Origin of the sequence: Erwinia aphidicola (genome assembly GCF_014773485.1) — a bacterium.
GTDB classification, from domain to species: Bacteria; Pseudomonadota; Gammaproteobacteria; order Enterobacterales; family Enterobacteriaceae; genus Erwinia; species Erwinia aphidicola.
Map to the genome: position 1 here is coordinate 416,337 of NZ_JACXBP010000001.1, position 12,195 is coordinate 428,531.

Annotated in this window: 7 protein-coding genes and 3 pseudogenes; 6 read left to right on the forward strand and 4 right to left on the reverse strand. The window is 53.8% G+C overall.

The genetic code is table 11. The features are described 5' to 3' along the window. Positions 1–19: 19 nt before the first annotated feature. From ID864_RS01985 to ID864_RS01995, 3 pseudogenes are all read left to right on the forward strand, one after another. Positions 20–494 (forward strand): annotated as a pseudogene (locus ID864_RS01985) (DUF943 family protein). A 16-nt stretch (positions 495–510) separates the two neighbouring features. Next, a pseudogene (locus ID864_RS01990) lies at positions 511–990 on the forward strand (DUF943 family protein). Positions 991–1,234: 244 nt separating this feature from the next. After that, a pseudogene (locus ID864_RS01995) lies at positions 1,235–1,707 on the forward strand (DUF943 family protein). Positions 1,708–1,904: 197 nt separating this feature from the next. Here the strand turns inward: ID864_RS01995 and betA are convergent. Further along, a complete protein-coding gene (betA, locus tag ID864_RS02000; protein ID WP_048918757.1) occupies positions 1,905–3,581 on the reverse strand; it encodes a choline dehydrogenase in 1,677 nt (558 codons plus the stop codon). A gap of 19 nt (positions 3,582–3,600) precedes the next feature. Next, a complete protein-coding gene (gene betB, locus ID864_RS02005) occupies positions 3,601–5,070 on the reverse strand; it encodes a betaine-aldehyde dehydrogenase (protein ID WP_191149331.1) in 1,470 nt (489 codons plus the stop codon). Between the two features lie 200 nt (positions 5,071–5,270). Between betB and ID864_RS02010 the strand changes: the two genes are divergently transcribed. From ID864_RS02010 to ID864_RS02020, 3 genes are all read left to right on the forward strand, one after another. After that, complete coding sequence (locus ID864_RS02010; RefSeq protein ID WP_048918759.1) at positions 5,271–6,854, forward strand: BCCT family transporter; 1,584 nt, start codon at positions 5,271–5,273, stop codon at positions 6,852–6,854. Between the two features lie 1,021 nt (positions 6,855–7,875). Beyond that, positions 7,876–8,853, forward strand: a complete 978-nt coding sequence (locus ID864_RS02015) for a glycosyltransferase family 2 protein (protein WP_062820936.1) — start codon at positions 7,876–7,878, stop codon at positions 8,851–8,853. 6 nt (positions 8,854–8,859) lie between these two features. Further along, entirely contained in the window at positions 8,860–10,161 is a 1,302-nt protein-coding gene (locus tag ID864_RS02020; protein WP_048915771.1) for a flippase, read from the forward strand. Between the two features lie 10 nt (positions 10,162–10,171). Here the strand turns inward: ID864_RS02020 and ID864_RS02025 are convergent, their stop codons facing one another. Together ID864_RS02025 and ID864_RS02030 are read right to left on the reverse strand one after the other, a co-directional pair. Then, complete coding sequence (locus ID864_RS02025; RefSeq protein ID WP_048915772.1) at positions 10,172–11,506, reverse strand: cation:proton antiporter; 1,335 nt, start codon at positions 11,504–11,506, stop codon at positions 10,172–10,174. Between the two features lie 86 nt (positions 11,507–11,592). Further along, entirely contained in the window at positions 11,593–12,159 is a 567-nt protein-coding gene (locus ID864_RS02030; protein WP_048915773.1) for an NADPH-dependent FMN reductase, read from the reverse strand. Positions 12,160–12,195 lie beyond the last annotated feature (36 nt).

A 12,195-nucleotide genomic window follows, 5' to 3' on the forward strand; every position in this document is an offset into this window, starting at 1 on the left:
AGGTGTACAGGAAAGGATAATGAAATTAAAAAGCAGGAAAACGCTTAACGCAATTATATTAGCTATGGTTGTTGGTGCGTTTTACTTTCTATGGGTTTTCCTCCGGCCGGTTGAAATTGTCGCAGTCCACCAGGATGGTAATTACAGCTATGTCCTGGTAAAAAACTTTCCATTGACCGAAAAAGGGAAAATACACTGGTGGCTGATGAATAAGGATATGCTGAAACAGCGTTATGATATTCCCAAGCCTGCATCCTATGGTGCCTTTACCATTGAGTTCTGGGATTTTGCTGATGGCTACCTTGAAGAGGGGAAATATGACAGGTTATGTTTTACAGATATGAAGCCTTCGGTAAACTGTATTGAAAAAAAATCAGGAGTTTACTGTAGGTAAAGGTTTAGATAACGACATTTATTTTGGCGTTGATGATGGTATATACCGTATGAAGGAAAATGGTGAGATGTTTAAAAGAAAATATCAGCCAAACCTTTGAACGCCCGGATTACTTGATGGGTACAGGAAAGGATAATGACAATAAAAAAAGAAAACCGCTCAACGCACTAATCTTAGCTATGGTTGTTGGTGCGCTTTACTTTCTATGGGTTTTCCTCCGGCCGGTTGAAATCGTCGCAATCCATCAGGACGCCCAGTTCAGTGATGTACTGGTGAAACATTTTCCTCTGACTGAAAGAGGGAAAATAGACTGGTGGCTGGCAAATAAAGATACCTTGAAGAAGCGTTATAATTTTCCAAAACCTGATAAAAAAGGAAATTTTTCCGTTGTCTTTTAGGACTTTGGCGATGGTTATATGGAAGAGGGGAAGTACGATCGGCGCTGCTTTTTAGATATGAAACCTCCGATAAACTGCATTGAAAAAAATAAGGAGTTTACTGTGGAAACTGGCAGGGGAAGCGACATGCTCTTCGGCGTTTATGATGGTATCTATCGTTTGAAAGCCAATGGTGAGATGACTAAAGAAAAATATTAACTCATCATAACTCGTGGCGTAAACGTTATGATCGAATGACCATTTTACCATTTTACCATTTTACCATTTTTATAGCGAGCTCACATAAGCGGGACTTAATTCACATTGAAAGCATCACACCAGCATGAGGTCACCTTCACTATGCTCAATCCCTGAAGCTGCCCAGTCACCCTGATGAAATAAAATAGCCGAAATTCTGATGTGAGTAATTTGGAAACCACTAGGGTTGTCTCTGGAGAACGCAATGACAGTAAAAAATAATAAAGCGGTTATTGTACTACTCTTAGCTTTGGTTGCTGGAGTAATCTACCTTATCTGGTTTCTGCTTCGGCCAGTTGAAATTGTCGCAGTCCACCAGGATGGTAATTACAGCTATGTCCTGGTAAAAAATTTTCCATTGACCGAAAAAGGAAAAATAGACTGGTGGCTGATGAATAAGGATATGCTGAAACAGCGTTATGGTATTCCCAAGCCTGCATCCTATGGTGCTTTTACTATTGTTTTCTGGGATTTTTCTGGTGGTTATATGGAAGAGGGTAAGTACGATCGGCGTTGCTTTGCGGATATGAAACCTCCAGTAAACTGCATTGAAAAAACAAAGAGTTTACTGTGGGGAGAGGTACAGATAGCGACATTTATTTTGGCGTTGATGATGGTATATACCGTATGAAGGAAAATGGTGAAATGACCAAAAGAAAATATAAACCAAACCTGTGAGTGTTTCGGCGAATTTGATCAGTAAAGGAGGAACAATGAGAGGGAAGGGCATCTTTTAGTAAATTAATTATAGCTAAGGTTGCTTGTGCGCTCGGTATACTCTTGATTTTATAAATTTCGATGCTTCGAAAGTTTTAAGGCCCGAACAATCGGGCCTTAATTTTTATATACTCCGGTTTTGCCAGCCGCCTTAATGATTAACGCGGCTGCCGAACCGGTGCGCCGTTGGCCTGATAGTACGGCACCTCCACCGCTGGCAGCGGGGCACGGCCGCGGATCACATCGGCCATCTTCTCGGCAATCATAATCGTTGGCGCATTCAGGTTGCCGGTGGTGATCTGCGGCATAATCGATGCATCCACCACGCGTAGCCCCTCAATGCCGTGAACTTTGCCATCGTTACCCACCACCGCCATATTGTGATAGCCCATCGCGTTCGAGCAGGAAGGGTGGTAGGCGGTTTCGGCATGATGGCGCACGAAGTCATCCAGCTGCGCATCGCTGACGCACTCTGCGCCCGGGGAGATCTCTTTGCCACGGAATGGATCCAGCGCGCGCTGCTGCATAATCTCGCGCGTGATGCGGATCCCCGCCCGGAACTCGCGCCAGTCCTGTTCGTGCGACATATAGTTGAACAGAATGCTCGGATGCGCTTTTGGATCCTTCGATACCACCTGCACGCGGCCACGGCTCGGGGAGCGCATTGAGCCAACGTGTGCCTGGAAGCTGTGGGTGCGGATCGGGTTAGAACCGTTATAGTTCACCGCCACCGGCAGGAAGTGGTACTGAATATTTGGCCAGCTAAACTCTTCGTGGCTGCGGATAAAGCCGCCCGCTTCGAAGTGGTTACTGGCGCCAATTCCCGTGCCGTTCAGCAGCCATTCGGCGCCGATCAGCGGCTGGTTGTGCAGCTTCAGCGCGGGCGACAGTGAAACCGGCTGCGTACATTCGTACTGCAGATACATCTCCAGGTGGTCCTGCAGATTGGCACCCACGCCGGGCAGGTCAAGCACCAGCGGGATGTCCAGCGAAGAGAGCAGTGCGCCGGGGCCGACACCGGAGCGTTGCAGGATCTGCGGGGAGGCAATCGCCCCGGCGCACAGCAGTACTTCGCGTTTCGCATACGCCTGCTGCGGCTGATCTTTCTGCTGCCACAGCACCCCGACGGCGCGCTGCTGCTCGAACAGAATGCGGTCGGTCAGCGCATGGACTTCAATCGTCAGATTGCTGCGCGGACGCGCCTGGTCGAGGTAGCCGCGTGCGGTGCTGGCGCGTCGTCCCTTTGGCGTGACGGTGCGGTCCATCGGACCAAAGCCTTCCTGCTGATAGCCGTTCAGATCCTCGGTGCGCGGATAACCCGCCTGCACGCCCGCCTCAACCATGGCATGGAACAGAATATTGTTATCGCTTTTCGGCGTGGTGACGCTGACCGGCCCGGCATCGCCGTGATAATCATTGCCACCGATATCGCGCCGCTCGGCAATCTTGAAGTAGGGAAGGCAGTCGAGGTAGCGCCAGTTCTCCAGCCCCTCCTGCTGCGCCCAGTTGTCGTAATCCATCGCGTTGCCGCGGATGTAGCACATGCCGTTGATCAGCGATGAGCCGCCCAGCCCTTTGCCGCGCCCGCACTCCATGCGGCGATTGTTCATATGCGGTTCCGGGTCGGTCAGATACGCCCAGTTATAGCGGCGGCCCTGTAACGGGTAAGCCAGCGCCGCCGGCATCTGGGTGCGAAAATCCTGACGGTAGTCGGGGCCGCCAGCTTCCAGCAGCAGCACCGTCACCTCAGGATCTTCGGTCAGGCGGGTGGCCAGTACGTTGCCGGCAGAACCTGCGCCAATAATGATGTAGTCATATTCCCTGCGATTGCTCATGGTCACTTCCCTTTACTCATTAAAAAATTGACTGATAACGTTCCATCGAGACCTGCACCGACTTGATGCGGGTGTAATGGTGGAGAGCGGTTAAGCCGTTCTCACGACCAACGCCAGACTGCTTGTAGCCACCTACCGGCATCTGCGCGGGGGATTCTCCCCAGCTGTTAATCCAGCAAATTCCCGCCTCCAGCTGGTGGATAATCTGGTGAGCTTTCGCCAGGTCGGGCGTGACCACCCCAGCGGCCAGGCCATAAACGGTATCGTTGGCGCGCTGAATCGCTTCCTGCTCGCTGTCATAGCTGAGAAGGCTCATCACCGGGCCAAAGATCTCTTCGCGCACGATGGTGTGGCTATCTTCACAGTCGGTGAAGATGGTGGGCTGCACCCAGGCACCGGCATCGAACATCCCACCGGTTATTGCCGCGCCGCCGCTCAGCAGGCGCGCGCCTTCACGCAGGCCGGAAGCGATATACCCGAGCACCTTGTCACGATGCGCGAAGCTGGCCAGCGGGCCAAAGTTGGTGTCCATTTCCAGCGGATCACCCGGGCGAATACGCTGCACGCGTTTGAGCAGTGCCGCTTCCAGCTCCGCTTTGCGCGCGCGCGGGACAAATACGCGGGTGCCGTTGGTGCACACCTGTCCCGAACTGTAGAAGTTCGCCATCATCGCGATGTCGGCGGCCAGTTCGATATCGGCATCGGCGAGGATAATCAGCGGCGATTTACCGCCCAGTTCCATGGTGACCTCTTTTAATGAGGACTCCGCAGCAGCGGCCATCACTTTCTTGCCGGTCGGCACGCCGCCGGTGAAGGAGATTTTTTCAATGCGCGAATGAACGGTCAGCGCCTGGCCAGTGCTGCCGCTACCCTGCAACACGTTGAATACGCCGTCCGGCACGCCCGCTTCGCTGTAAATCGCCGCCAGCTTCAGCGCGCTGAGCGGGGTGATCTCACTCGGTTTGAAGATCATCGCGTTACCCGCAGCCAGCGCCGGGGCCGACTTCCACAGGGCGATCTGAATGGGGTAGTTCCACGCGCCGATCCCGGCCGTGACGCCCAGCGGTTCGCGGCGGGTATAGAAGAAGCTGCCGCTGCGCAGCGGATACTGCTCGCCTTCAATAGCACCCGCCAGCCCGGCGTAATACTCCAGCACGTCTGCGCCGGTAACGATATCCACGGCCGTGGTCTCCGACAGCGGTTTCCCGGTGTCCAGGCTCTCAAGCAGAGCAAGTTCGGCATTGCGCTCGCGCAGCAGCGCCATGGCGTTGAGCAGAATACGCCCGCGCTCCGTGCCGGTCATGGCGGCCCAGATACGCTGGCCGCGTTCGGCGCTCTCCACCGCACGTTCAACGTCGGCGGCAGTGGCAATTTGCACCTGCGCCAGGCTTTCCCCCGTGGCGGGATTGATGGTTTCGAAGGTCTCTGTGCCGCTGGCATCCGTCAGGCGGCCATCGATATACAGTTTCTGAATGGGAAGTTGAGCCATATGACTTGTCCTTAAGTTGGGGCTTACGTGCTGCCCGGTGCTCCCAATCTGTGATGCAGATTACGGGAAAGAATCGGCTGTTTTATTATTGATTGAACGTTCAATTAAAATACTATAGGCTCACCTAATGTCAATGAGATGATGTTCAATTGATAATGAGATGTTGCAAAATGGTTTGTGAGATGAACAAGGAATGATGGATGACAGTGGAAAATCGCAATACGCATCAAGATGAATCGGTGAGCCTCAATCGGCCGGTTTTTGTCAGTTCATCGCTGGTGATTTTAGTTCTCGGCATCCTGCTGGTGCTGTTCCCGGCAGGCAGCGAGCAGTGGCTGAGCCACGCGCAACTGTGGATAACCGATGTGTTTGGCTGGTACTACATGCTGCTGATGGTGCTGTGCATGGGGTTTGTTTTCTGGCTGGCCTGTTCACGCCACGGTAACATCCGGCTCGGTAAAGAGGGGGAACCCCCGCAGTTCAGCTATCCGTCATGGGTGGCGATGCTGTTCTCTTCGGGCATCGGTATCGCGCTGGTGTACTACGGCGCTTATGAACCGCTCGACCATTTCCTGCAGCCCCCGGAAGGGGCAGGCGGCACCGTGGAAGCGGCGCGACAGGCGATGGCGATCACCTTCCTGCACTGGGGGCTACACGGCTGGGCGCTGTATGCGCTGATTGGCGTGGCGCTGGCCTATTTCGCCTATTGCCGCGGTCAGCCGCTGGCGCTGCGCTCTGCACTCTATCCGCTGTTTGGCGAGCGCACTCACGGCTGGCCCGGGCATCTGGTGGACAGTTTTGGCATCCTGGTCACGGTGATTTCGATGGTCACCAATCTCGGGATCGGCGCGCTGCTGGTCAACTCTGGCCTCAACTATCTGTTTGGCGTGCCGCAAACGCCGGGTGTGCTGCTGGGGTTGATCGTGGTGATGATGATCGTGGCAACCTTTGCAGCGGTCAGCGGCGTTGAAAAGGGCATCGCCATGCTGTCGAATATTAACGTCGGCTTCCTCTGCCTGCTGCTGCTGTTTGTCTTCCTGAGCGGGCCGACGCTCAGCCTGCTGAACGGCATGCTGCAAAACGTGGGTGACTATCTCTCCACCATTGTCAGCCGCAGCTTTGATGTTTACCTGTATGGTAAGGCGGAGAAGTGGCAGGGCGCATGGACGCTGTTTTACTGGGCGTGGTGGGTGGCATGGGCGCCGTTTGTCGGGCTGTTTATTGCCCGTATCTCAAAAGGCCGTACCATTCGTGAACTGATCCTTGGCGTGCTGCTGATCCCGCTCGGTTTTACCCTGGCGTGGCTCTCCATTTTTGGCAATACCGCCATCAGTCTGGTGCTGGAGCACGGCGATGCGATTTTAGGAAAGGTGGCGCTGACCGACCCGCCGATGTCGATATTCAAACTGTTTGAAAATCTGCCGTTCACGCACATTGTGTCTGGCTTTACCGTGGTGATCAGCTTCCTGCTGTTCCTGACGCCGGTCGATTCCGGCACGCTGATGATCGCCAACCTCTCCAGCAAGGGTGGAACCTCCAGCGATGATGCGCCGGCCTGGTTACGTATTTTCTGGGCGGCGGTGACCACTCTGGTCTGCGCCGGGCTGCTGTATGCCGGGAACTTCAATGCGATGCAGACGGCGGTGGTCATTTGCGGCGTACCGTTCTCCGTGGTGATCCTGCTGTATATGGTCAGCCTGCATAAAGACCTGATGCGCAAGAGCCGGGAAGCGCAGCCGCAAAAGCTGTCGCCGCCACCGGCTGATGCCAACGTTAGCCACTAAACTTCGCGTCACACTCACCTGACCGCTGATTTCCCCTCTTTCAGCGGTCATCTTCTGTTCCATCATACTGGCCACCTCCCCACCGATCCCAGCGCGAAAAGCCATAAGGTCGGCAGTGGCTGCCTTTACGTCAGGCCAGCATCAACCGGCAATAACGCGCCTCTGCAGTGGGTTGACCGTCAGTTGGTCGCGATTTCTCGATGATTAATTTGTTAACCCGGAGTTCACTGATTAAAGGAATTTATCTTTGAGGCGAGTTTTGTCGCCTGAACGCGAGGAAATGTTGTCGTCATCGGGTTTTACTAATAAGAATCAGCGTGGGGAAACCGTAACCGGGTGTGACTTTGTGGCTGATGATGTCGCCACTTTACGCTGAAAGTGTGATTTACATCGCGCTGGCTGATGCTTTTTTTGGCTGAAAAGTGGCGAATCTATCAGAATTATCTGTTTTAAACGGTGCTGAATTGCCCGGGTTTGTTACCGCGGTGGTTTGCCGTTCTCCCCTCTAAGCTAAAAAGAGTGTAAATATTACACCAGGATGAATTTGGAACGGTCAGGAGGCGAGGGGAGCAGTCAGGAGGCTAAGCTACAGATTTTATAGGAAACCTCGGTTTTGACCTTCTGCCACTTAACGTGTGAAATAAGAATATCCTCATCCTACGCTTACGGTTGGCAATAAATTTACACTAAGAATATTCCTAGTGGCACTTTTGGTTTATTGAACGTTAATATTAAAAACCACGTCCATTTTTTTCTTAAGTTAACCTTAATGTAATCATTAGCGATAAATTATGTTTTAAATAATTGGATTTAATTATCCCCGCATCGTTTAACCTTTGTTTATTTGATTTCCAACTAATGATTTCACTGAAAATGTTTCAGGGTTTCTTATCTGATTCTTAAGTGATTTCTTTGGCAATGTCGGCTTTATCCGAAACCCCGCGCAGGAATTAATATGGCGTTGATATTTTATTTTATCTGGTGTTAATTAAATTAACTTCGAGCTTAAGAGATTTACGTGATGACTCAAAAATTGCTGTCAGTGATCATCCCTGCGTATAACGTGGCTAACTATATTGTTGAGTGCGTTGATTCATTACTGACACAAATTCCGGCACCGAACGAACTGATTATCGTTAACGACGGTTCAACCGACGACACCCTGGCGCGCGTCGAGCAGGCCTACGGCAGTGATGAACGTGTGAAAATTGTCACGCTTTCTAATGGTGGCGCGGGCCAGGCCCGTGACTACGGCATTAGCCTCGCACAGGGAACATTCGTCTTTTGCTGTGACCCAGATGATGTTGTTACCAATGGCTTTTTTGCAGAGTTGCAGGCGACTTACAGCCAGTTTCCTGAGCTGGAACTGTTCTGCTTCAACTCCTCAATGTTTGCCGACAATGCCCCTGAACGCAGCTGGCCAAAAGTACAGCATCAACAGTTTGGTCTGCTGCGTCCGGCGACGGTTTTCCGCAATTTGTTAAGCCATGGTGGATATACCTCAGCGAGCTGGAACTACGTGCTTAAAAGGGACGTTATCGAGAAACACAATTTGAAATATATCCATCGGGTGCATGAAGACCACTGCTACACGCTGGGGGCATTCCTCTGCAGTCGAATTGCCTTTGTTAGTACCAATATTTATTACCGTCAGCGCGTTCGCCAGGGCTCTCTCACCAATAGCGCCAAAGCGGAAAGTTTCTTCCGCCAGCGTTATGATGCCTTTATCTTCTGCTATGAAAAGCTGATGAAGTTGACAAGCGGAATGGAAGAACGTCATGAATTGCGTCGGCTTTATCTGATCCACTCCTTCAAATTAATGATTAATCTTTCGCTCGCCAGCAACAATCCGGTGCCCGATTACGTAAAAAATGCGATTAATTATTTCGGGAAAAATCTGAAACCGGGCGGTACGGGCAACTGGCTATTGTTAAAACAACCCGAACTGTACTCTAATCTGATTAAATTAAAGCGAGGACTTCGCAAGGCGCAAGGTTAGAGACTCATGGCGAAAGTAATTGATAAAGGTTTGTTAATAAATGTTCTCTCACTGCTGGCCTATCGTGGCGCTTCATTTATCATCCCGCTGGTAACGCTGCCGTATCTGGCACGTATCCTCGGCGTTGAGCATATGGGGTTACTGGCGCTGGGCCTGGCCTGCGTAATGTACTGCAGTACCATCTCCGACTGGGGATTCAACGTTTACACCACCAAAGATATCGCAGAGCATCGTGATAATAAGCTGAAAGTCACCGAGCTGTTCTGGTCGACGTTCAACGCCAAGCTGCTGCTGGGTACTGCCTCGCTGGCGGTACTGCTGATGGTCACCTGGTTTAATCCGGCCTGGCATAACCTGTTCTACATCGTGCTCGCTAACGCTACGGTGTTGTACGGTCAGCTGCTCTCTTTTGGCTGGCTGATGCAGGGCTTTGAGAAGTTGGGCAAGACGGCGATCATCTCGACAATTGGTCAGCTGACGTCTATCCCGCTGACTTTCCTGCTGGTAAAAACGCCGGACGATACCTGGCTGGCAGCGCTGATCCCGGGCGTTGTGGCTTTCGTTACGGCAATTATCACGCTGTCGATTGTCGTGAAGATGGACATCATCGGCTTTTACCGCTTCCAGCCCAGGGAAATTTTGCAGCGCATGAAAGACAGCCTGCACGTGTTCCTGTCGATTTTCGGCGCCAATATGTTTAACAACATCAACGTGCTGATCCTTGCGTCGATGACCAGCACCTATATGGTCGGGCTATATAACGGAGCAGACCGCCTGAAAAAAGCGGCGAACTCGGTGCCTGAGCAGATCGGTAACGCCTTTTTCCCCCGCGTCAGCCATCTGTTTAACAAAGACCGCGCAGCGGCAATAGCAGCCACACGCAAAAGCATCACGTTATCTTTCCTGCTTAGCCTGTTCATCGTGATTTTCACTTACTTCTTCGCCGATATTGTGGTGCGCATCCTGCTTGGGCCAGCATTCCATGAGTCGGCAGACGTGCTGCGGGTGGCAGTGTGTGGCTTTATCTTCGGTAACATCAGCTATCCGGCTGGTCTGCAAATCCTCATTCCTCACGGTCTGACCAAGCAGCGTATGTACCTGATGTTTATCGTTGGCGGGATTAATATCCCGGCCTGCTGCCTGCTGGCGTGGAAGTTTGGTGCTTTGGGTGCGGCCTGCGCGCTGGTGTTTTCAGAAATCCTGATCTTTATCGGCATTATCTATCTGCTGGTGAAACACGATATCCTGAAGACCTATCTCGCCCGGCCAGCGGTTTTTAAACAGCCTGGTAACGAGCACGCAGGCTGAGTTACTGGCGTCAGTGGCGATCGATACGTGACTGACGCCAGTTCAACCACGGCGTTACCGAGATGCCGTGTACCACCACGCTGGCGACGATCAGCGTAAACGCCATATCCGCCATCCGCGTCACTTCCTCCCCCGACAGTCCGTGGGTATAGGCCCAGGCAATATAATTTATGCTGCCAATTCCGCGAATGCCCAGCCAGCCAATCGTGGCGCGCTGCAGGCGCGGTGTGTGCATGCCCAGCGTGGCAATCCAAACCGACAGCGGGCGAATAATCAGGAACAGCAGCGCGGCCAGCACCAGCCCGTCCACGTTCCAGTGCTGCGCCAGCGTCACCCCAAGCACGATAATTATCACCGCGGCAAACAGCCGTTCGATGGTATCGCCGAAGGAGAGCGCATCGCTGACAACCAGCCCGGCAGAGCTGGCCGGATTGGTGCCCTCAACCATATGGCGGGCGTTGGGGTTAATCAGCTCTTCAGCCGGTGGATGACAGTCGCTATCCTGGAACTCTTCGGTCGGGAAATGGCGCACCACGCGCATTTCGGCGCGGCGCAGCCCAACCCCGGCGGCGAAAGCGGCGAGAAAGCCGGAAGCATCCAGCGCCTGCGCTGCGCTGTAGCTCAGGGCAATCAGCGCCAGCGCCAGGAAATCATTCGGGGCAACATCCTGATGCGTGTGGCGCAGGTGCGCGGCATACTGCCCAATCAGCTTGCCGAGCACAAAGCCGATAGCGCTCCCGCCGACCACCGCCCACAGCACGTCGACCAGCGCCCAGTGGCTGAGGTAAGCCCAGGACATTTCTCCGCTGCCGGTCAGCAGCGCCACCGCCAGCATCAGCAGCGGCAGGGCGGTGCCGTCATTCATTCCGGCCTCGCTGGAGAGCGAAACGCGCAGATTATCGTTATCGCGTGCGTCGTTGACTGAAATCAGGCTGGCGAGCACCGGGTCAGTGGGGGCGACGATAGCGCCAAACGCCAGCGCCAGCGGCCAGGAGAATCCGGCCAGCCAGTGTGCGGCCAGCGTCACGCCTGCCACCGTCAGCAGCATGCCTGGAAACGCCAGACGCAGCCCCATATGCCAGCCGGGGCTTTTGATCGGCAGCCGTAGCTTCAGCCCGGTGATAAACAGCGAGGCGGCCATGGCAATCTCAGTCAGGTTTTTGGCCAGCGTGGCGTGGGCAGCAATATCCACACGCAGCAGGTCCAGCACCCACGGGCCGCAGAGGATACCGGCAATCAAATAGAGAGCAAACGCCGTCACCGGGCCGCGCGTAATCCAGCCCGATGCCAGCGACATCAGTAATAACAGACCGCCGGTGGCGGCGGTCCAGCCAAGAAATCCCATCATCACTCCTGAATCGATTTTGCAATCTATTCAGTATGGACGGAATATGGCGAAGCGGCACAAACGACTGCCGCATTTGCGCGCAGTCAGTCGTTACGACGTGCCAGCAGGGCGAGCGCTTCCAGCTGTGCGCTGAGGTGATGACGCGTGCTTTCGTCAGTCACGGTGCCGCTTTCCACATCTATACGCGTGGCGGCCTGGCCAATCATGATTTCCGGCTTATTCAGCACCTGAGCGTTAAGAAACACCATAGATTGACGCAGATGATACTGCGCACGCGCACCGCCAATGGCCCCCGGCGACGCGGTCTGGATCGCCACCGGTTTCCCTGCCAGCGGGTTATCCGGCAGGCGCGACAGCCAGTCGATGGCATTTTTCAGCGCGCCCGGCACCGAATAGTTATATTCCGGCATCACAATGACCACGCCGTCAGCCGCCGCAATGGCGGCCCCCATCGCCAGCACGGCTTCAGGGAAACCTTCCGCCTGGATATCGGCGTCATAGTGGGGGAAGTCGGCAATCGACCCCAGCGGGCTGATCTCTACCCCGGCCGGAGCCAGCTGCGGCAGGCTGTTAGCGACAACGGCATTCAGTGATGCGGCCCGCAGGCTGCCGAGCAAAGTAACAAACTTCAGGGGAGCGTTCTGACTCATGGTGGTTTCCCTATATTGACGGTAGGTTGCTCAATA

What these genes read in the sequence shown, in the direction of transcription:
- betA (WP_048918757.1), bottom strand. Translation starts at nt 3,581, where the DNA reads ATGAGCAATCGCAGGGAATATGACTACATCATTATTGGCGCAGGTTCT.
- betB (WP_191149331.1), bottom strand. Translation starts at nt 5,070, where the DNA reads ATGGCTCAACTTCCCATTCAGAAACTGTATATCGATGGCCGCCTGACG.
- ID864_RS02010 (WP_048918759.1), top strand. Translation starts at nt 5,271, where the DNA reads ATGACAGTGGAAAATCGCAATACGCATCAAGATGAATCGGTGAGCCTC.
- ID864_RS02015 (WP_062820936.1), top strand. Translation starts at nt 7,876, where the DNA reads ATGACTCAAAAATTGCTGTCAGTGATCATCCCTGCGTATAACGTGGCT.
- ID864_RS02020 (WP_048915771.1), top strand. Translation starts at nt 8,860, where the DNA reads ATGGCGAAAGTAATTGATAAAGGTTTGTTAATAAATGTTCTCTCACTG.
- ID864_RS02025 (WP_048915772.1), bottom strand. Translation starts at nt 11,506, where the DNA reads ATGGGATTTCTTGGCTGGACCGCCGCCACCGGCGGTCTGTTATTACTG.
- ID864_RS02030 (WP_048915773.1), bottom strand. Translation starts at nt 12,159, where the DNA reads ATGAGTCAGAACGCTCCCCTGAAGTTTGTTACTTTGCTCGGCAGCCTG.